Origin of the sequence: Anaerocolumna chitinilytica (assembly GCF_014218355.1) — a bacterium.
Taxonomy (GTDB): domain Bacteria; phylum Bacillota; class Clostridia; order Lachnospirales; family Lachnospiraceae; genus Anaerocolumna; species Anaerocolumna chitinilytica.
Genome location: NZ_AP023368.1, coordinates 184,939 through 205,739, shown reverse-complemented (window position 1 = coordinate 205,739; position 20,801 = coordinate 184,939). Strand labels below are relative to the sequence as shown.

General features: G+C 40.1%; 14 protein-coding genes and 1 other annotated feature. Of the genes, 6 read left to right on the top strand and 8 right to left on the bottom strand.

The window, feature by feature from the left end:
* Nucleotides 1–115: 115 nt before the first annotated feature.
* The 3 genes from bsdcttw_RS00890 to bsdcttw_RS00880 form a co-directional block, all read right to left on the bottom strand.
* A complete protein-coding gene (locus bsdcttw_RS00890) occupies nucleotides 116–1,015 on the bottom strand; it encodes a carbohydrate ABC transporter permease (RefSeq protein WP_185257585.1) in 900 nt (299 codons plus the stop codon).
* A gap of 21 nt (nucleotides 1,016–1,036) precedes the next feature.
* Entirely contained in the window at nucleotides 1,037–1,963 is a 927-nt protein-coding gene (locus bsdcttw_RS00885) for an ABC transporter permease (protein ID WP_185257584.1), read from the bottom strand.
* Between the two features lie 256 nt (nucleotides 1,964–2,219).
* Nucleotides 2,220–3,938: an extracellular solute-binding protein gene (locus bsdcttw_RS00880; protein ID WP_185257583.1), complete on the bottom strand. Its 1,719-nt coding sequence runs from the start codon at nucleotides 3,936–3,938 to the stop codon at nucleotides 2,220–2,222.
* Between the two features lie 438 nt (nucleotides 3,939–4,376).
* Here bsdcttw_RS00880 and bsdcttw_RS00875 point away from each other — a divergent pair, with 438 nt between their 5' ends.
* The 3 genes from bsdcttw_RS00875 to bsdcttw_RS00865 all read left to right on the top strand — a co-directional run bounded on the left by bsdcttw_RS00875 (nucleotide 4,377) and on the right by bsdcttw_RS00865 (nucleotide 10,636).
* Nucleotides 4,377–6,710 (top strand): helix-turn-helix domain-containing protein, encoded by a 2,334-nt coding sequence (locus bsdcttw_RS00875; RefSeq protein WP_185257582.1) that lies wholly within the window; start codon nucleotides 4,377–4,379, stop codon nucleotides 6,708–6,710.
* Nucleotides 6,711–6,836: 126 nt separating this feature from the next.
* The gene (locus bsdcttw_RS00870; RefSeq protein WP_185257581.1) at nucleotides 6,837–8,474 is read left to right on the top strand and encodes a tetratricopeptide repeat protein; all 1,638 of its coding nucleotides are present in this window, start codon (nucleotides 6,837–6,839) and stop codon (nucleotides 8,472–8,474) included.
* A gap of 515 nt (nucleotides 8,475–8,989) precedes the next feature.
* Complete coding sequence (locus bsdcttw_RS00865) at nucleotides 8,990–10,636, top strand: WG repeat-containing protein (protein ID WP_185257580.1); 1,647 nt, start codon at nucleotides 8,990–8,992, stop codon at nucleotides 10,634–10,636.
* A 111-nt stretch (nucleotides 10,637–10,747) separates the two neighbouring features.
* Here bsdcttw_RS00865 and bsdcttw_RS00860 read toward each other — a convergent pair whose 3' ends face one another.
* The 3 genes from bsdcttw_RS00860 to bsdcttw_RS00850 all read right to left on the bottom strand — a co-directional run bounded on the left by bsdcttw_RS00860 (nucleotide 10,748) and on the right by bsdcttw_RS00850 (nucleotide 13,957).
* Nucleotides 10,748–12,094: an ABC transporter substrate-binding protein gene (locus bsdcttw_RS00860; protein ID WP_185257579.1), complete on the bottom strand. Its 1,347-nt coding sequence runs from the start codon at nucleotides 12,092–12,094 to the stop codon at nucleotides 10,748–10,750.
* Between the two features lie 136 nt (nucleotides 12,095–12,230).
* Complete coding sequence (locus tag bsdcttw_RS00855; protein ID WP_185257578.1) at nucleotides 12,231–13,070, bottom strand: carbohydrate ABC transporter permease; 840 nt, start codon at nucleotides 13,068–13,070, stop codon at nucleotides 12,231–12,233.
* Nucleotides 13,070–13,957 (bottom strand): carbohydrate ABC transporter permease, encoded by an 888-nt coding sequence (locus tag bsdcttw_RS00850; RefSeq protein ID WP_185257577.1) that lies wholly within the window; start codon nucleotides 13,955–13,957, stop codon nucleotides 13,070–13,072. The genes bsdcttw_RS00855 and bsdcttw_RS00850 overlap by 1 nt, the downstream gene beginning before the upstream one ends.
* Before the next feature lie 192 nt (nucleotides 13,958–14,149).
* Here bsdcttw_RS00850 and bsdcttw_RS00845 point away from each other — a divergent pair, with 192 nt between their 5' ends.
* A complete protein-coding gene (locus bsdcttw_RS00845) occupies nucleotides 14,150–15,925 on the top strand; it encodes a sensor histidine kinase (RefSeq protein ID WP_185257576.1) in 1,776 nt (591 codons plus the stop codon).
* Nucleotides 15,918–16,664: a response regulator transcription factor gene (locus bsdcttw_RS00840; RefSeq protein WP_185257575.1), complete on the top strand. Its 747-nt coding sequence runs from the start codon at nucleotides 15,918–15,920 to the stop codon at nucleotides 16,662–16,664. The genes bsdcttw_RS00845 and bsdcttw_RS00840 overlap by 8 nt, the downstream gene beginning before the upstream one ends.
* Here bsdcttw_RS00840 and bsdcttw_RS00835 read toward each other — a convergent pair.
* Nucleotides 16,655–16,981 (bottom strand): winged helix-turn-helix transcriptional regulator, encoded by a 327-nt coding sequence (locus tag bsdcttw_RS00835; protein ID WP_185257574.1) that lies wholly within the window; start codon nucleotides 16,979–16,981, stop codon nucleotides 16,655–16,657. The genes bsdcttw_RS00840 and bsdcttw_RS00835 overlap by 10 nt on opposite strands.
* Before the next feature lie 194 nt (nucleotides 16,982–17,175).
* On the opposite strand from bsdcttw_RS00835, the gene bsdcttw_RS00830 reads away from it, so the two are divergent.
* Nucleotides 17,176–17,712, top strand: a complete 537-nt coding sequence (locus bsdcttw_RS00830) for a flavin reductase family protein (RefSeq protein WP_185257573.1) — start codon at nucleotides 17,176–17,178, stop codon at nucleotides 17,710–17,712.
* A gap of 285 nt (nucleotides 17,713–17,997) precedes the next feature.
* On the opposite strand, the gene bsdcttw_RS00825 is transcribed toward bsdcttw_RS00830, so the two are convergent.
* Nucleotides 17,998–20,367, bottom strand: a complete 2,370-nt coding sequence (locus tag bsdcttw_RS00825; RefSeq protein ID WP_185257572.1) for a valine--tRNA ligase — start codon at nucleotides 20,365–20,367, stop codon at nucleotides 17,998–18,000.
* Between the two features lie 137 nt (nucleotides 20,368–20,504).
* Nucleotides 20,505–20,762 (bottom strand) — a binding site (T-box leader).
* Between the last annotated feature and the right edge of the window lie 39 nt (nucleotides 20,763–20,801).

The following is a 20,801-nucleotide window of genomic DNA, read 5'->3' as shown; positions in this document are numbered from 1 at the left end:
TATTCCTCCATATCATGCGCTTTAGCGCATATTTTAATCAAAAGTGAAAATTGTCCTTTATTTTCACATCTCCTCCATATCATGCGCTTTAGCGCATATTTTAATCAAATACCCCCTACCCTTTTAAGGAGCCTATCATTACCCCTTTTGTGAAATACTTCTGTACAAAAGGGTATAAAAGAAGCATAGGTACAGAAGCACAGACTATTGTGGTATACTTAAGGGATTCTGTGATAGCCAGAGAGTCTGTGCTGGTCACCTTACCCGTTGCCTCCACCATACTTGCCTGTATCTGGGCATTGTTCATAATGTTGCGCAGAATTACCTGGAGAGGATATTTGTCGTAGGAATTCAGATAAAGTACTGCATCAAAGTACATATTCCAAAGGCCGACCGCATAAAACAAAGCCATTACAGCTATGATAGCTTTGGAGAGAGGCAGCACAATACGAAAGAAAACATCATAATCATTGGCTCCGTCTATTTCCGCTGCTTCATATAATTCACCAGGTATCTGCTCGTTAAAGAAGGTTCTGGCAATGATAATGTTATATACACTTAAGCAATTTGGGATGATAACCGACCACATAGTATCGAGCATATGCAGATTCTTTACAACGATATAGGTAGGTATTAAGCCGCCGCTGAAAAACATTGTAAACATAAAAAATGCCAGAAATACTTTTCTTCCCTTCAGGGACTTTCTTGACAGCGGATACGCCGCAAGAATTGTCATAGCAACAGCTATCAGAGTTCCCAGTACTGTATATAAAATTGAATGGAGATAACCGCTGGCGATGGAGTTATCTTTAAATACATAAAGATAGGATTTTATTGAAAAATGAACCGGTAAAAGTGTTACCCTCCCATTTAATACATCCGAGGGATTACTGACGGATGAGCTTATGACATTGACCAGGGGAATTAGGATACAAAAAGCACATAACACCATCAATATTCCGTTTAACAGATGAAATATCCTGTCCTGCCTGCTCATTTTTATTTTATTATTCATGAATCATACCCCTTTCCTTCCTTAGAATAAACTAGTCTCTGTGGCCTTTTTGGAAAACCAGTTGACCAGCAGCAGCAATATTACGGACACAATGGAATTAAACAGACCAATGGCCGTAGAATAGCTAAATTGTGAGGAGCCGATTCCGATTCGGTACACATAAGTGGAAATTACATCTGAAGTTGACATATTCATCTGGTTCTGTAACAGCAATACTTTTTCAAAACCAACATTTATAATACTGCCGCAATTCATAATGGCAAGTATTACTACAACCGGCATAATGCTCGGCAGATCGATATATCTTATCCTCTGCATTATGGTAGCACCGTCTAATTTGGCAGCTTCATATAAGTCCGGGCTGACACCTGCCAGAGAGGCCAGATAGATGATAGCCCCATACCCTGTTCCCTGCCAAATACCGGAAAGGATATAAATAGGTCTGAACGCACCGGGGTCGGATAAGAGATTCACTGCATCCATACCCATCCAGCCACGCACTACATTAAACATACCGCCTCTTACTGCAAGCAACTGAGTAACCAGAGATACCAGGATAACGGTGGAGATAAAATAAGGCGCATAGGTGATTAGCTGTACCGCCTTTGCCAGTTTCCTCTGCTTTGCAGCATTAATGGATAAGGCCAGTATAATAGGGCAGGGAATACTTGCAATCAGGGAGATGGTTCCCAGAATCAGGGTATTGGATAAAAGCCTGACAAACTGATAAGAAGAGAAGAAATTCTTAAAGTGCTTCAATCCTACCCAAGGACTGCCGCTAAAACCCAATACCGGCGTATACTCTCTGAATGCAATCTGCAGTCCGTAGATTGGCCAGTACTTGAAGATAATCAAGTAAATCACCGGCGGAAGCAGCATCAGGTAAAGTCTCCAATGAGAGAGCCTTTTTCTTTTATGATTAACTTTATATTTTGTTTTATTTTGCATATGATCTTCCTCTCATGAAATCTAGCACACATTTCATAGTTTTACTTGATACCTGCACTTGATATCTCGTCAGTGCAAGGCAGAAAAAAGCCTCAGCTATGTTCACATTCGTACTGTGGCACTGCCTGAGGATAGTGAAACACAGACGAAAGGCCGGTGTAAAATCAAGTGATAATTAACCTATGATGTACTAACATCTGCCGCATACTCACGGAGTAATTCCCCTAATCGTATGCAGCAGATGCATTTAGTTATCTTATCTGGACAGGTAGTTCTGGTAAGCTTCGTTACTGATATCCAGATACTGCTTTAATCCCATGTTATCAAGATCTGTCTTATAGCTCTCCCAATCCTTATCGCTGTTGATATCAAGGCTGCCGGTGATGAATTTTACCAGAGCTTCATCCTGATAATCTTTTATTTCTGTCTGCAATCTGGAATAATCACTGGCTTCCTCTGATTTTACATTAAGGGTAGGAATACTATCTTCAACACTTCTGGCAACTGCTTCATATGCCTTTGTCCCTCTAAACAACTGTATTTCCGTTCCGTTTGTAATGCTGTTATCCCTGAAATCCGCTGCGGCAACAGCACCTTCCCTGTATTTCTTAGAATACATTAAAGGAACGCTCTGTGAGAAATCAATATTTCCATAATAAGGGTCATCCTTCGGTGTCTGAAGGCTTGCATAGTCAGCCTGCTCGCCGTCAAAGCCTAACTCTCCCTTTTCTGCTTTTCTCCATTCGATGCCTTCACGACCTGTACGGAACATCGTTCCTTCATCACTGTAGAAGTAATCAATCCAGCGCATAATTAAATCCGGGTCTTTCGCTGCAGAAGTGATAACCATATTTCCACGGATAACATCTCTTGTCAATTCATAATTAGGTGTAGTAGCAACACCATCTGCTCCCTTTAAAGGCGGTAAAATATCATACTGTTTCCAGATATCCGTATCTCCGGAATAGATCTGATAAGCGGTAGGATAAGAACCAAACATAGCATATTCCCCATTGGAAACATTAATCTTTGCATTGGTTTCCTGGTTATTGGTAAAGGACTCGGGACTTAAGAGGCCTTCATTAAATAATTTATTTAAGAACTTTACTCCCTCACGGTATTTGTCCGTGGTTGCAGTATAAATTAACTTACCGTCTTCTACTGCCATATGGGTATCAGCATCACAATATGTAAAGGCATTCATAAGGAAACCGTCCAGCTGTGTATGCCAGCCGCCTGCATTAGCAATAAGAGGTATCTCATCGTTTGGATCTCCGTTACCATTGGCATCTTTTTCTTTAAAAGCCTTTAACACATTGTAATATTCATCAATGGTGGTAGGCATATCAAGACCAAGATTTTTAAGCCACGTACTGTTAATATACATTTTCTGAGAATAGTTGCAGTGGTAGCATACAGAGATTCCAGGCAAGGAATAGATGCTGCCGTCATTTTGTGATATCAGTTTCTTTATCTGAGGGTCATCTTTCATCAGATTCTTAAAGTTCGTACTGTTTTTTTCAATCACATCATTTAAGGGAATTATCAGCCCTTGATTCGCATAGAGCAATTCGTTGGTAGGTGTTACATTATAAGTATCCATTCCGCAGATTACATCCGGAAGATCACCACTGGCCATAACAATGGATACTTTTTGGTTCCAGGAATCAGCCGGTACTACAATCCACTTGATGGAGACATTGGTCTTCTTTTCATAGGCATCGTTTACATAGCATTTTGTTACATCTTCTGTGCCTAACTGAGGTATCATAATAGAAAAGGTCTGCTTTTCATTGCTGAGGGGGAAGGTTCCCAGTTCATTCAATGTACTGGCTGTAGCTTCCTCTCCATTTTTCTTATCTCCTGTGTTCTTATTAACAGAAGTTTCGGAAGTCTTGCCGCACCCGCTAAGTCCCGACATCACCATGACAGTTATCATAAGAATTGCAGAAATACGTCGGATTCTTTTATTCATGTCTTATCTCCTCCTAGATATTAATAATTTTAGTGTGGTTCATACAATCGGCGGGGCCCCATCCGTTGCCGTATCGTACAAGAGTATTATGTTGTAGATAACCTCTAAAAGAAAGATACAATTTTGATTTTTGGGATACATATTCACCAAAGCAACATGAATTACAGCATACAATTGCTTATAAGGGATACTTTTCTTCCTGCTGCGGTCGTTTTTTATGGAATTTTCTCAGCATACAAATTCTTATATTACCGTTCAAATTCTACTGAGTTTGGGGAAAAATCCTTGATTAAACTGGTTCCCATCAAAATGTAAGCAATAAAGCTTTGATTTATAAAATTAGATATATTATACTATACACAGCCATGCTTTTTAAATATTTGATACATAATATCCAAATCATTCTAAATTAAGCGATAGAGCAAGGGGTTATTATTTATGAAACATATCCGTTCCACTTTCACAAGTGTATATAATAAGCTGACCAGGAACAAGATATTTATGCGTTTTTTAGTATCCTATGTATTAATTTTGTTTATCCCTCTGATTGTCATGCCTCTAATCTTTAATATCAGCTACGATATGATTGAAAAAAAAGAAGAAGACATGCGTTCCCTGCTTAACAGTGATTGCTGCGCCAATATGGATGCTGCTATCAAAAAGATTGACAGTATGGCAGTTTCTTTGGAAAAAAACACCTCCATGTATAAGCTCTTGTATATGACAGCCCAGCCAACCAACGGCACAAAAGATATTATGCAATTGTACCAGGCGAGAAACGAAATGAATGCTTTAATTACTTATGCAGGATTTGACTATGATTTCGCCCTGTACTTTAACGGTCCTGATTTGGTATACGACGGCAGTTCTATCATCTATGGCAGAGAAAACTATTATAGTCAGCGGGTATCCTACAGCGGCTTAAATTACAAGGCTTTTAAAGAACAGGTGCTTGACCAGTACCACAACCGTGACGTACTGGGAAATATTAAAATGATAAACAAGAAGAATTTTACGAAAGAATACAATTTCCAGACAAAGCAGGGAGTCCTTTATATGGTGTCCCTGCCTTATCTGAATAATTACAAGCATAACAGCCCAGCTACCATGACCGTCTTAATCAGTGACACGATTCTAAGTGCTCTGGATTATGTACCTGTTGGAGATTATGGCTGTGCCTTTATTACCGATGAAAACCAGAATATCATCTATGGAACCTATGGTGAGAAATTCAGCCTGCCCCGGGACCCTTTTACCTTCAAAGATTCAAAGGGCAGTTTCTATAAGAAATTAAACGGTCAGCTCTCCCTGATAACCTATACCAAGTCCGCCTATAACGGCTGGTGTTATGTCTCCATCTCTCCCATTGAAGAGATAATGGGGGGAATTGCTTACATAAAGCACTTATTTTACAGCATTATGTTCATACTTTTTATCGTCGGACTGATTCTCTGCATTCAGTTCAGCAGACGGAACTCGATTCCTCTTGAGGATATCCTGTATGAATTTCAGAGTAAGGATGGTTCCAATATTTTGTCTCTCTCCGCTCTCGGGAAAGAGATGCGCACTATGCTTAAGAACAATGAGGAAATGACTCTTGCGATAGCAGAACAACGAATTATTCTGGTCCGGGCCTTTTATGAGAAGCTTCTAAACGGTGCCTTTAACAATGAGCTTGAGATTCTGGTAAATGCAAAATATCTGGAGCTGGACTTAAAGGCTGATATGTATGCTTTTATCCTGTTTTCCTTTGGTACCGCAGAAAGTAATCTGGAGGAAGAGACCTTTTCCGATAAAAATCTGGTGCAGCTATTTACAGAGCACCTGGCGGTTCCCCGTATGCAGTTTCGTACTTATACCCATGTTATGTCTTTTGAAAAACTGGGTGTACTGATATTTTTTACCAGCTCAGATGCCAAAACTAACAAAATTATGCTGGAGGAAGCATTTACAACAGAGCTGAATGAAATCCACGAAAAATTCTCAGAAGAGATTCGCTGCTGCTGCGGAAATCTCTATACAAATCTCAGTGATATTCCTCTCTCCTATAACGAAGCGGTTATGACCATGGATCAGATCATTAACCAGATTCCTAATAGCAGAGTGAACTTTTATGAAGATATGGTAACAGAGCCTTCTTTTTATTTCTATCCCAATGTAATAGAAATGAAGCTAAAGAGCCTTGTTAGTGCCGGGAATTTAGCAGAGACAGAGCAGTTACTGGATTATATCTTCACCGAGAATTTAAAGAAGAGAAATCTGTCCCAGAGTACGATTATAAAGCTGTTTATGGATATGCAGACCGGTATTATCCGCTTGCTGCAGGAATTTAAACTAAATATTCATATACATGGATTATTTAAGGTTAATCTGAACATCCTGAATACTGAAAATGAATGCGAACGTATCCTGGAAGCATACCGCCGAATTATCTTTGCAATTAAGAGCACTCCCTCTGACAGTCTGCTCTTTGAAGATATGCTGGGTTTCATCAATGAAAATTACCACAATAACCTGCTTAGCGTAAGCTTGATGGCAAGAGAATTCCACATGTCCGAGTCTTATTTCTCTCAATATTTTAAGAAATACGTAGACCAGACCTTCAGTAAATACCTTGAAACCATACGAATTAACAAAGCTTGCGAACTCATTAAGCAAAAAGAACTTACAATAGAGGAAATAGCCGAAAGAGTTGGTTATACCAGCTCCTTATCCTTTCGCAGAGCTTTCAAAAAGGTGGTCGGGATTCCACCTTCCGGCTATCGCGGTTAGCCTTATACTATGAGTAGTTTTTTTCAGGTAACTATTGTATAATTCTACTGCAAAACAATACCATGTCCTGTTTCATTTTTCTCCGGGCAAGGTTTCACATCATACAATAACGGAGGCAATATTCACATGCAAAAGCCCAGAAAATATACTCTTAAACGAAGCAATCATACTGAAACCCCTTCCTGCCCTGGGAACATCCTTGAAGCAGATAAACCCTTGTCCCAGTCCATGATTTGGAAATTACAGGCAGACTTTTATGCCAACCAGGGACCAAAAGCCTGGATTAAGGGAATTGTACCTCAATACATTACCACAAATCCCTATATTGCAAATGTTTATGCCAAGACTGTCTTCGGTTACCTTAGAGACTTCTCTTCCACTCCGGAATTTGATAAGGATACTACAATCTATATCATGGAGCTGGCTGCCGGTGTAGGACGCTTTACTTATACCTTTCTGAAAAGATTTCTCCATATGCTTCATAACTCCTCACTCAAAGATCTAAAATTCAAATATATCCTCACAGATCTTGCCGAGAGAAATGTCACATACTGGCAGAACCACAGCTATCTGAAGCCTTATTTCGAAAGCGGTGTATTAGATTGTGCCGTCTTTGATATGGAAAATGGAAAGGAGCTGTCCCTTCGGTACAGTAAAACAATATTACAGCCGGAAGCACTAAAAAACCCCCTCATTCTGTTTGCTAACTATACCTTTGACAGTATTCCTCAGGATACTTTCTATGTAAAAAGCAATAATCTCCATGAAGGTCTGATTACTATTACGGAAAAAGACAATCAAAAGGAAAGTGAGAGCCGAAAAGATAACTCTATACTGGAGGGTTTGGATTACTATTATACCGATAACCGGATAGAGGGTAATGATTATTACGAGGATGTTAATTTTAATGACATTCTCCTATCTTATAAGGACTGTATGGAAGACACTGCCTTTTCCATGCCGGTTACTGCCCTGCGCTGTATTAGAAGGTTGCAGGATATCTTCGGTGATGATATTCTTCTGCTTTCTACGGACAAAGGCTACCGAACAATTGCTTCCATGGATAAAAACTATCACCCCTTCCTGTCAAAGCACGGCTCTATCTCTCTGACCGTTAACTTCCACGCCATAGAATTATATTTTAAGAACCTTGGAGGAAGTGCCCTGCACAGCATCTATGAACATGAAAGTGTAACAACCTCCCTGTTTTTACTCAGTAAGCATGCTCACAGTTTTAGAGAGACCCGTATGACTTATCAGGAGATTACAGAAGGGATTGGACCGGATGATTTCTATATCCTTAAGAAAGGCATTGTTCCTTTAAAAAACTCTCTGACTACCAGGGAAATGCTGACCTTTCTGCGTTATACCCTCTGGGATGCCAGAACTTTTCTGGAGTTTTATAATACATTGCTTAACCGAATTGAAAAGGAAGAGGATTTCCCGAAGGAGACACTGATTGATGCTATTTATAAGGTATGGGAATACTATTTCCCTATCGGAGAAGATGAGAATCTGTTCTACTGTCTGGCTACCTTATTAGGGTACTTTGGCTATGACAAAGATGCTATCCGACTCTTTCAATCATCCCTGGAGTTTTACGGAGAAGATGCTGCCATCTATTATGAGCTGACTCTTTGTTATTATAATATGCAGGAATTCGAAAAAGCTCTGGAGCACATTAATAAGGCTCTTTTATTAAAGACTGACTTTGAAGAAGCTCTTTCCTTAAAGAATCTGCTTACTGAAGTCTTACAATCTTAGTGCATAGCAGTTCAATATACAGTACTTAAAAATTAGATTGATATCACAACCAATCAGCCTTCTTTCATCCTTTTTTATGGATAAAAGCTCTACCTTATATTAGTTCCAATGTTTGTAAAGTTTATTTTTTCATATTCATAACCTTTCTCCAAATTCTTGTTTTCTCATTTTATGAATAGCCCAACAAATGTCCTGTTTCAATATATTACACAGGCAAATTATACAGAGCAGAAAGAACTCATGCGCCTTGGAACCAGCGTATGCGATTTAAAATCATCGCAGAATCTTTCTGCTCTGTGTAATTTGCCGTCCCATTGTGAAAGACTGCCCTTTTAATTCGAACTGATATTTCATAGAATTACTTTAAAATTCCATTAAACGATTCTGCTAATGAATTCGTAAATAAAACTTAATATAGTTCATATAAACGTAACGTGCATTTTCAGGCAAACATACTATAATATATTTGTGAGATAAAACATATCGAGAAATATTCTAACTAGGAGGAAAGAAAAGTGATAACAAAAAATAATCTTAAAAAAACTGCCATTGTCGGAACCTTATGTTTCACCGTTGCCTTCAGCAACGTCAGCAGCGTGAACCTGGTAAGTGCTTCCACTATAAATACAGAAAGCACCGTAACAGCAAATAACACCAGCGAGAGTTCCAGTCTTTATCTGATTCATACCACCGTTGACGGAAAGGAGTTATATGGATTTATCGACGGTACAGGTGCCGTGGTAGTAAAGCCCATCTATACCTGGGCCAGAAACTTTTCCAGCGGTGTAGCAGTGGTAAATCAGAATGATAAGTACCTGGTTATCAATACAAAAGGCGAAGTCTTATATACAACAACCAATTACCTAAATGATTTTCATAACGGCTTGGCTTCCTTTACCGACAATACCACCTATAAAAGCGGCTATATAAACCCTCAGGGCAAAGTTGTTTTAAAGGCTGTTTATAATTACACCGGCAATTTTGGTAAGGATAATACTGCTATCGTATCAAAGTCAGGTAAATATTACCGTATTAACAAACAGGGCAAAATTTTAAAGACCTATTCTCTGACAAACAAAAACTATTATTACAACATAACCGATGACGGCTATGCCATTTATACCAATCCTAAGACTTATTTAAGCGGCGTTGTGGATCTGAATGGAAAGACTATCTTAAAAGCAAATTACGGTGAGGTTACCTACCTTGGAAATGGTCTGTTCGGGGTAAAGAAGAAGCTTGCCGCAGATGAAGGTTATCTGGTAAGTATTAAGCCTTCTGCCCTGTTCAATAAGAGCGGGAAGCAGCTGACCTCCTTTAAATACTATGATCTCAGTGTTTACAATAACAATTATGCTTCTTACACCGACAGTAAATACACCTATCTGATTGATACAACCGGTAATATTGTGTCTTCCTTCCCCAAGCAGGAAGGCCGCGGCACTTTAACCGTTCAAGGTGATGTTGTCCAGGCGGATATTGATAATACGCTTTCTTATTTGAAACTGGATGGAACTGTTATCTGGAAGAATCCTACCACCACTACTCTCAGCTCCGGTGTTATAGTGGATTCTCTTAAATTTAAGCCAAATAAATATGTAACCGTGTATTATCCTCAGCTAAGCGGCTTAAGCGATGCCACTGTACAAAAACAGGTGAACGATAAGTTAGTAAGCCTTTTTACTGATAATGCAAAAAAGGTTACTGATAAGGATGGGTTAACAATTGATGACAGCTTCTCCGTAGACCAGATAAAAGACCTCCTTATTGTCAGCAAGACCGGATATGATTATTACTTTGGCGCTGCCCATGGCACCCCCTTCCGTCTTTACTATTTTATAGATGCTAAAACTGGTGTATTTTACGAATTTAAGGACTTATTTTTAAAGGATAGCAGCTATATTAAAACACTGAACAATATTGTCAGCAAAGAAATAAAGAAACAGATAAAAGACGGCACCGGTTATTATTTTGATTCCAACGGCTCCTATGTTACCGGCAACCAGTTCTTCTACCTGAATGCAGATACTTTGACCCTTTACTTTGACTCTACCTCAATCGCACCTTATGCTGCAGGCTTCCCGGAATTTAAGGTACCCTTTTCCAGCATTGACAGTCTCATAAACAAAGACGGTGCCTTCTGGAAGTCCTTCCACGAATAAAAAAAATAATAGGAGCAATTCAATTTCCTGATTCTGTGCCTGTAACCGGCCTGTGGGAAATTGAATTGCTCCTTTTTCTTACCTATTAATATAATTTACTTCCGCTATCACTTATTGTGCTCCGTCGATGGCTGACCACTGTTCTTCAATAGAGGCGCAAGTGGCATCCTTGTCCGCAGTCTTAGCGATATATGCCTGCATCAGTTCACCAAATACCTGCCACCAGCTGTCTGTGGAATAGCATACGCCAAGAGGTGCTGCTCCGACACTAGCCTCCAGTTCACTTCCCTGTTTGATGATATCAAAATTACTTTGAGCGGTTGTTTTTACCGGAGGTACTACTCCAGCCACATCTGTAAACCAGCTGATACCATAATCAGAAGTATACCACCAGTTTACAAAATCAAGGGTAGCCTGAAGTGATTTGGAATCCTTGTATACATGAAGAGCCTGGTCAGAACCTGATATTACCTGACACTGGCTGGCATCTTCTGTCACAGGATAACCATTAAAGCCGATTTGAATGTCAGGAGTGATAGCTTTTACATCGCCCTCAATCCATGCTCCCTGTCCGACTACCATAGCAGCCTTTCCGCTGGCAAAAGCAGATTCTTCATTTTCCAGAGCAGTTTCTAACGGTTTAGCATCCCCGTATTTTACGGTAAGGTCAATAAAATCAAAGAAATTATTATAGAGTTCAGGATAATCTTTCACTTTCGCTTTACCTTCTTCAAAGGACTTAACAAGTGAAGCTACATCTGTTCCGGCATCCTTTGCAGCTGCTGCAAAAAAGTGCTGCCATACATGCTTAAACACCCACCACTCGCTGTAACCGGTTGTAAAAGGGGTATATCCGGCAGCCGAAAGCTTTTCACAGGCAGCCTTCATAGCAGATACGGTACCTGGAAATTCTGTAATACCTGCTTTGGAAAAGATGTCTTTATTATAAACCATACCAAAGTAATTGCCCTTGATTGCAATTCCATACACACCGCCGCCCTCTTCTGAGGACTGCATGGAGGAAGCTACTGACGGCAGCATAGTCTTTGTAAGAGCCTGGTCAGCCAGATTGTAGGACCATTCTTTGTATACATCAATTTCCTTTCCTGAAGTAGAGGAGAAGATATCCGGCACATCCCCTGAGTTTAATTTTGCCTTTAACAGCGTAGGATAATCATTCTGCGTGGTCTCATAGTTGATAGTAACATTAGGTGCCACTTTCTTATAAGCATCAATCAGTTCATTCATAGCATCCGCATATTCCGGCTGGCTGATGAATATATTGATTTCCGCCGGTTTGGAATCCTCGGCTTTTGGAGTAGCGGTGGCTTCTGTCTTTGTATCGTCTTTTGCAGGGTTATTACTGTTGTCTGTTGTTTTATTCGTTTTTGCACACCCACTGAGGAGTCCTGCCACCATAACGGCGCAAAGCAGGATACTAACTATTTTTCTCTTCATAAAATACCTCCCATTGATTTTATGTTCGCCATGATAGGCATGGCACCTATATAAATCTCCTGCAGCAGAATTTACAGCTTTCATATGCCTCAAACTAGTATAAGTAATATCTCTGCCGGAAATCATATTCCAATCCTTACCCTTTCACCGCTCCTGCTACAACACCTTCAACAATATACTTCTGCAGCAGGATGAAGATTAGAATTGAGGGCACAACTGCAAGGACCATGGCCGTCATGGCATAATGCCATTTGGTATTCATCTGACCGATAAAGGTATAAGCCGCCAATACAAGGGTCTTGGTCTTGTTGTCACTGTTAACCATTAGCAGTGGCAGTAAAAAGTCATTCCAGATCCACATTACATCCAGGACAATTACCGTTACCGTTACAGATTTTAATAAGGGAAATATAACCGATGCAAAGGTTCTTGTGGTGGAGGCACCATCAATCATAGCACTCTCATCCAATTCTCCAGGAATAGTTTTCATAAAATTATAGAAAATAAAGGTAGCCATAGGAATTCCAAATCCCCAATACTGAATGCCTAGTCCAAGCTTACTCCCTGAAAGGTGAATTACCGTCATAGTCTTTAATAAGGTAATCATGATAGTCTGAAAGGGAATCAGCATTGGTGTGATTATCAGAAAGTGAACAATTCTTGTATATTTATTTCTTCTTCGGTCCAGTATATACGCAGTGGATGAGGAGAAGAATACAATACCCAGGATACCCACTACCGTAATAAAGACATTATTCCAGAAGAGATGACTGTAGGCAATCTTATCAATTACATAGGAGTAATTTTCGATGGCCAGTTTTTTTGGAAATGCTATGGCATCGGATACAATCTCTCCAAAGGGCTTCACAGAATTCATAAACATAAGAAATACCGGGTAAATATAAACAACAGCAAGTACTGCAACCAGGAGCAGAAACAACCTGCGGGAAAGTTTTTGTTTTGTCTTTCTTCTCATCAGTTATCCACCTCCCTGCTGCTAAACAGCTTTAATACAATTTGAGTTACTAACAGCACGAAGATAAAATATACAATGGATTCCGCTGAACCAAGGCCGTAGTGATTATTCTGGAAGGCCTCTTTATAGATCTGCAAGGCAACACTATAGGTCGCACCCCCTGGCCCACCTTTGGTTAAAGCCAAAATAATATCAAATACCTTCAGTGCATTGGTAAGGGACATAAAGATACAAGTAGTAATGGAAGGGCCAAGAAGAGGCAGGGTAACACGAAAGAAACATTTGCTCCCGGATGCCCCATCTACCGTAGCAGCCTCTAATACATCCTTAGGTACTGCCTGTAAGCCTGCAATATAAAGTACAATGTAAAATCCCAGAGACTGCCACACTCCAACCAAGGCAACAGAGTAAAAGGCAAGCTTTGGATCCCCCAGCCAGCTAAAGTTCCAGATTCCCCAGCCTGTTATCTCATACAGTCTTAGAAATCCCTGGGTGAATATAAACTTCCATATAAAGCCTACAATCGTCATACTCATGATATAGGGTACAAAGAACACACCTCGAATTACATTGACCAGCCGGAATTTCTTCGTCAGGGCGACTGCAAGGGCAATTGCAATCACATTGGACAGCACCACAAATACAAAGGTGTATTTTCCCGTGAAAATCAATGCTCTTTTAAATTCCATGCTTCCCGAGAATATTTCTTTAAAGTTCGCAAGGCCGACAAATGTAGGTTCTTTCGCAATTCCATTCCACTCCGTCAGAGAATAGTATCCACTCATAATAAACGGAATGTATAGCATTAAGGAAACAAGGAATACGGAAGGAACCGTATATAGAATATTCTCCAATGCTGCTTTCCTTTTTCTTTTTGACGTCATCATCTCCACCCTTCCTCTTTTCCATTTTGTATACTTTTCTTGATGTTTTTATTATATACGAGATATATTGTATAAAAAATAGAAAATAAAGAACAATCACAGGTAAAATAATGAACAAATAATCCTGTAAAATTGTCTTATTTTCCGCATTATTGTATAATACATAGAAGGGTATTTAATTAGGGAGGGTATGACATGAAATATAAAAAGCGCATCTATCAATTCCTGAACCGCGTTCCTTTATGGACGCAGTTATTTGTTCTGACTTTTATTGTAATATCTGTTACTATTCTGGTAATATTGGCAGATAACTATTCCAGAAACCGGAATACCATCCTAAAAACTGAGGTTACTACCTCTAATCATCTGCTGGATTTAGAGGCAGAAAATCTTGAGAAGTACATCAAGGACCTGGTCTATTTCTCCGTGCAGCCCTGTTATGATACGAAACTTACCCAGATATTAAGCATGTCCACTCCAATTGATGTCTGGCAGAGGAGCTATATCAAAAATCAAATCCGTGCTTATTATTATTCCAGAAGCGACCTCCTCTCCTACAATATATATCTCCTTCATCAGAAAACAAAATTTGAGCGAAATGCCAAGGTTCAGAAAATAACCGACTTTTCTCAGGTGGAGGTAACGAAAAAAGAAGGCTATACAAGCATTCTTAAGGGCGAAGCCACTGCGATTCTTCCACCCGGTTCCCCAAAGGGCTTTTTTGACTTTTATCACAGCATAATCCGTATCAAGGACCGAAAGCCCATTGCCATTGTTAATCTTACCGTCGATAAGACTTATATTGAATCCATTAATGAAAACCATAAAGATAACGGAGAATTCCTCTGCATCTTGAATAAAGATAATTCTCTTCTCTACAGTGGGGATATAGGCAAGATTAATAACGGCTCCAAGGATGCCCTAAAGGAAGTAGAAAAGCAGACGAAGAAAGATTATTTCCTTATGACACTAAAAGACCAGACTTATATAATAACCACCAGTGAAAGCGCAGATTATCAGCTAAAACTGGTCTCCTTCACTCCTTTGGCAGCGGTAGATAAGGCCATCAGCAAAGCCTTTCAAATAAGCCTTCTTATGGGTCTTATGGTCTGGGGACTGGCTGTAGTTCTGCTTACAGTACTTTTACGACTGACTACTACCCCCCTATCTACTCTGGCCCGTAATCTGAGAAATGTAGGAAACGGTGACTTCACCTCTACGGTGGATATTGGCGGAAACCGGGAAATTTCAAATCTTTCTTATGATTTTAACTATATGATTAAGCATATTGATGAACTGATTAAGAAGAATTATCTGGCAGAGCTGAATGAAAAGACCTCTAGGCTAATCGCCCTGGAGGCACAGCTTAACCCACATTTTCTCTACAACACCTTACAGGTAATCTCCACAGAAGCCTTAATCAATGACCAGCCCCGCATACATCTCATGATTACTTCTCTGGCCAGTATTTTAAGATATACCATTAAAGGAGGAGATTTTGTCAGTCTTCATTCGGAGCTGGAATACGTTAACCATTATGTTCTGCTGCAGAAGATGCGCCTTAGCGAAAAACTGGAGGTCTCCATAGAAACCGATGAGGCTGCTCAGGATATTCTAATACCCAAAATAAGTATTCAGACCCTGGTAGAGAATTCCATCCTTCATGGCATGGGAAAGAACGGGAATTCTATCCATATCACCATAACTTCACGGCTGAAGGAAGAATATCTGTCTATAACCGTATCTGATGATGGCTGCGGTATATCACAGGATTATCTGGACAAATTAAAAGAAGACTTTGCAAAGAACACCGTCTCTCACGGGAATTCAGAAATCGGACTTATTAATCTGAACAGCCGCCTAAGGCTTCTTTACAACAGCCAGGCAAGTATGCAGATTAAGAGTGAAGCAGGCCGTTATACCACCATCAGCCTGTTAATACCTGCCGCAAAGGAGATACCTTATGTATAAAGCATTAATTGTAGATGATGAAAAAGCTGTCCAGATTGCAGTCTGTAAGCTGGGCAAATGGCATACTTACCACATAGATACTCCTGCCCTTGCCTCCAACGGAAAGGAGGGGTTATATGCCATGCGGGAATTACGTCCTAACATTGTCTTTATTGATATGCAGATGCCGGTGATGAATGGAATAGATTTTTTGAAAAATGCAAAGAAAGAATTTCCCGATGCTATGTATATTGTAATCAGCGGGTACGATGACTTTTCCTATGCCCAGAATTCTATCAGGCTGGGAGCCATTGATTATATCCTAAAACCCATCATGGAGGAGGAACTGAATGCCTCTATTAAAAAAGCTGTGAGTCTTTTGAATCCGAATATGGATATTACAGCAGATACGGAAGAACAAAGCATTTCTGCCGGAGAAGTTGCGGCGATTATCAAAGATTATATTGACAAAAACTATAATCAAAACTTGAGACTGTCCTATTTCTCTGACAAATATTATTTTTCAAAAGAGTATTTGTCCAAGATTTTTAAAGGGAATTATAATATCGGAATTTATGAATATGTGCTGGAAGTCCGTATGAAACGGGCGAAGGAATTACTTTTAGACGGCTCGTTAAAGATACAGTGGATATCTGATCGTCTTGGTTATACCGATAGTAATTATTTCAGTAAAGCCTTTCGGACGTACTATGGAATGACCCCATCCCAGTTTCGGAAAGACCATGAGATTTACTCCTGACCATCTTCAAGATGGCAGCTCCCCCACTCACAGAGACATTGAAGCACAGGCATCAGGGTTAAACCTCTCTCTGAGAGGGAATACTCTACTTTTGGAGGTACCTGGGCATACTCCTTTCGAATTATCAGATCGTCCTTTTCCAGTTCCTTTAACTGGGTACTGAGCATTTTATGAGTAATTGTCCCAAGAGAACGTTTCAGCTCGCCATAACGCAGAACCGGATTCTTCCAGAGCCAGAACAATATGTGCATTTTCCATTTCCCATCAATCATAGACATTGCATAAACAAAAGGCTTAACATTAACTTCGTTTTTCATACTAACTCCTTTCATGCCCTTCTGACGCTTCTTATGTGCGCGGGATAAAGTATGCGGTCGTAAATCTGAACCAGAATACTTATTAATAATACATACTATCTTATTGGATAGTACCTTACTAAAAAGTGCATACTTGCTTCAAGGTACATATTAGCATATCATAGAGGCAATTAAACTTCAAGGAGGCTAACGCAATGAAAAAGGAAATCGATGTATTCGAATATGCCGCAGAGATTATGAAAGCACTTAAAACCGGAGTACTGTTAACTACGAAGGCAGATGATAAAGTAAACTCCATGACTATTTCTTGGGGCACTCTGGGAATTGAATGGTCCAAGCCGATATTTACAACTTTTGTGAGAGAAAACCGCTTCACCAAAGGCAATCTTGATAAAAACCCAGAGTTCACAATCAACATTCCCTATGGTGCCTATGATAAGAAGATATTAGGCTTTTGCGGAACAAAATCCGGCCATACTGTGGATAAGATCAAAGAACTCAATCTGACCCTGGAAGAATCCGATACTGTATCGGTTCCGGCTATCAAAGAACTGCCCTTAACCCTTGAATGCAGGGTTATCTACAAACAGAAACAGGATGAGCATGCAATTTCAGAAGAAGACCGTAAGAAATTCTATCCTCAGGATGTTGATGGTTCCTACCACGGCGAAAACAGGGATTATCATACAGCGTATTGCGGAGAGATTGTACGTGCTTATATTATTGAATAAACATTCTGACTCAACCTGACGGAAGCATTTTTCTTAAGATCTATAAATAAAAAAAGCAGGGGCTGTTGCAAAATAGCCATAATAAACTCTAAAACAGGACTGGGTGTATAATAATACATTTCGCGTAGACTGGCCGAGCTCTTCTTTTGAAGCGGAGCGTTTTGAACGAGCGAGGGAAAAGCAGCCAAATGTATTATTATACGCCCAATCCTTTCAAAAGAGTAAATTAGCTATTTTGCAACAGCCCCTGCTTTTTAGATTAACATTTCCGCTTTTGATAGCTTATTAACTCCTGATAATTAGCTTTCTTGCTCCTGTACAGGCTTTTATATCTTTCTCCGTCGCAGCAAAATACTTTGCCATGGAAGCAGGTGTTGTAATGATTAATTCTTCCAACTCCTCTTTCATAGAGAGCTGCTTTTCAGCCTTTCCTTTACGAACTTCTCCTATTACTGCCATAAGCCGCTGTCCGAATTCCAGAATATTACTGTCCTCCCCTTCTATCTTCCAAAGGGTCTGATGAAGTGAACCTTCTCTCTCAAATGTCCGGTAATACTGCTGATAGATATATTCTGTCATATGAGGGGTATAGATAGCATAGAGCTTTAAAATCCCAAGAAGGCTATAATAGATTGCGTACTGTCCGGATTTCCGCTCCATCTCTCCATGCTTCATGGGCTGATATAATCTTTCTTTTACAATCTCAATATAATAATCACAGAAATCCTTCCAAAAAAGCTCATCAATAACATGCCTGGCCTGACCAATCTCATAGTTATCGAGAAGTTTTGCAACCTGTCTGGTAGTTTCATGAACCCGCTGCAATATCCATCGGTCAACTGGCAGGCTGAGTACTTGTATTTCATCTTTGTTGTAATCTGCCAGATGCATGATGCAGAAGTTGGCCCCATTGTAGAGCTTTGTTAAAAAACGTTTTGCTATCTTTAATTCTTCTTCCTCAAAAAATGTATCCGTTCCCAGTTTCGCATTAGCCGCCCAATAACGGATGGCATCTGCGGAATGCTTTTCAATCAGGGCAGTGGGTGAAAGAGTGGCATTATTCTGTGATTTACTAATCTTTTCTCCAGGCTTAGCCAATACAAAGCCACTTATCATAATATCCTTCCAGGGAAGCTGACCGGTATGATAGATGCTCTTAACAATGGTGTAAAAAGCCCAGGTTCTGATAATCTCATGAGCCTGACTTCGCATTCCCATAGGAAATATTTCACGATGTTCTCCTTCCTCTCCAAATCCTGCATTGATAAAAGGGGTAAGGGAAGATGTAGCCCATGTATCTAATACCGCCTTCTCAGGTATTACCTCAGACGGATGCGCTCCACAACTGCAGGGCTGCAACGGCCTATCTCTTTGGGGGTCAACCGGAAGCTGTGAATCTTCTGCCAGAATAGGTTTATGACAATTCTTACAGTACCACAAAGGAATGGGTACGCCAAAGTATCTCTGTCTCGATATACACCAATCCCATTTCAGATTCTCAACCCAAGTCCGGTAGCGCTCTTTCATATAAGGTGGGTACCAGTTAATCTCATCGGCAGCTTTTAAGAAGCTTTCCTTATCACTGGTAATATCAATATACCACTGAGTGGAAGGAATAATCTCAACTTCTGTCTTGCATCTTTCATGAATTCCAACGGTATGGATAATCGGCTCATCCTTTATCACAAGACCCTGTTCCCTTAACTTGAGAATTATTTCCTTCCTGGCTTCCTTTACCTTCAAACCACCGATATATGGAACCTCTGTAAAAATTCTGCCATCTTCTGTTATTACTTTTTTATAGGACAATCCATATTTATGATACCATTCCATATCGGCAGCATCTCCAAAGGTAGCGCACATTACCACTCCGGTTCCCTTCTCCTTTTCTACCCCTTCGTCTGCCATAACAGGAATATCAAAACCGTAAAGAGGTACCCTTACCGAAAGTCCGATATACTTCTGATATCTTTCGTCGGAGGGATTTACAAAGACACACACACATCCGTATAGCAGCTCTGGCCTTGTTGTAGCTATAATCAGAGGGCCAGCCTCACTTTCAAATGAAAGGTAATAAAATACTGACTCACAGTCTTTGGTATCCAGTTCAGCCTGGGCAATAGAGGTACGGCATTCCGTACACCAGAGTACCGGTGACTCCTTCCTATACGCTTTTTTATTTCTCACCAGTTCAAGAAAAGAGCGTTGGGATATTCTTCGGGATTTCTCGGAAATCGTTTGATAAGTAAGGCTCCAGTCTACACTAAAACCAAGACTTTTCCACATATCCATAAACTTTTCTTCATAACCTGCTACGGTATCCAGGCACATCTTCTGAAATTCCTCCGCTGAGACTTCCCTTGCCTTAATCCCACCTTCCTTTTCAACCAGTCTTTCCGTAGGCAGACCATTGTCATCAAAACCGAAAGGATAAAACACATCATACCCTCTCATTCTTTTATATCTGGCGATGATCTCTGCCTGTGTATAGGAAAATACATGACCAATATGAAGGCTTCCACTTACCGTAGGCGGGGGTGTATCAATGGAAAACACTTTTCTATCCCTGCCATTTTGGTACTTGTATACCTCCTCCCTCTCCCAAAACTCCTGTACTTCTTTTTCTGCTCTTGTAAAATCATACTTCTTATCCATTCCTTGATACCTCCTGTAATTTTTCATCCATGGAAACTATCTCATCTCCACATCTAAACCTGGTACTGTCTAAGAAAGCCCTTACCCAGGCAGCAATTACAAAACAGACAAAAAACGCCCTAAGCAACTTATTAATTGCTTAGGGCGAAACGTGTCCGTGGTACCACCTAATTTCAGAATAGAATTCTGCTCTCATACAATACGGGAATATAGTATTCCGATATCGCTTTCCCTGATAACGGTGGAAATCTCCGTTGGAGTCTACTTAAAAATAAATTTCTGTTCGATCCAAAGCTCAAAGGCTACTTCCATGTTCCCATCACGAAGATTTTCACCAGCCATCTTCTCTCTGTTCATCCGGAATAACATGTACTCCTCCTCGTCAACGCTTTTGTCTGTGTTTGTTAAGTACTATTCTAAACGAAATCTTGCAG

What these genes read in the sequence shown, in the direction of transcription:
- bsdcttw_RS00885 (WP_185257584.1), bottom strand. Translation starts at nt 1,963, where the DNA reads ATGCAAAATAAAACAAAATATAAAGTTAATCATAAAAGAAAAAGGCTC.
- bsdcttw_RS00835 (WP_185257574.1), bottom strand. Translation starts at nt 16,981, where the DNA reads ATGAAAAACGAAGTTAATGTTAAGCCTTTTGTTTATGCAATGTCTATG.
- bsdcttw_RS00830 (WP_185257573.1), top strand. Translation starts at nt 17,176, where the DNA reads ATGAAAAAGGAAATCGATGTATTCGAATATGCCGCAGAGATTATGAAA.
- bsdcttw_RS00850 (WP_185257577.1), bottom strand. Translation starts at nt 13,957, where the DNA reads ATGATGACGTCAAAAAGAAAAAGGAAAGCAGCATTGGAGAATATTCTA.
- bsdcttw_RS00870 (WP_185257581.1), top strand. Translation starts at nt 6,837, where the DNA reads ATGCAAAAGCCCAGAAAATATACTCTTAAACGAAGCAATCATACTGAA.
- bsdcttw_RS00840 (WP_185257575.1), top strand. Translation starts at nt 15,918, where the DNA reads ATGTATAAAGCATTAATTGTAGATGATGAAAAAGCTGTCCAGATTGCA.
- bsdcttw_RS00860 (WP_185257579.1), bottom strand. Translation starts at nt 12,094, where the DNA reads ATGAAGAGAAAAATAGTTAGTATCCTGCTTTGCGCCGTTATGGTGGCA.
- bsdcttw_RS00825 (WP_185257572.1), bottom strand. Translation starts at nt 20,367, where the DNA reads ATGGATAAGAAGTATGATTTTACAAGAGCAGAAAAAGAAGTACAGGAG.
- bsdcttw_RS00880 (WP_185257583.1), bottom strand. Translation starts at nt 3,938, where the DNA reads ATGAATAAAAGAATCCGACGTATTTCTGCAATTCTTATGATAACTGTC.
- bsdcttw_RS00845 (WP_185257576.1), top strand. Translation starts at nt 14,150, where the DNA reads ATGAAATATAAAAAGCGCATCTATCAATTCCTGAACCGCGTTCCTTTA.
- bsdcttw_RS00875 (WP_185257582.1), top strand. Translation starts at nt 4,377, where the DNA reads ATGAAACATATCCGTTCCACTTTCACAAGTGTATATAATAAGCTGACC.
- bsdcttw_RS00890 (WP_185257585.1), bottom strand. Translation starts at nt 1,015, where the DNA reads ATGAATAATAAAATAAAAATGAGCAGGCAGGACAGGATATTTCATCTG.
- bsdcttw_RS00855 (WP_185257578.1), bottom strand. Translation starts at nt 13,070, where the DNA reads ATGAGAAGAAAGACAAAACAAAAACTTTCCCGCAGGTTGTTTCTGCTC.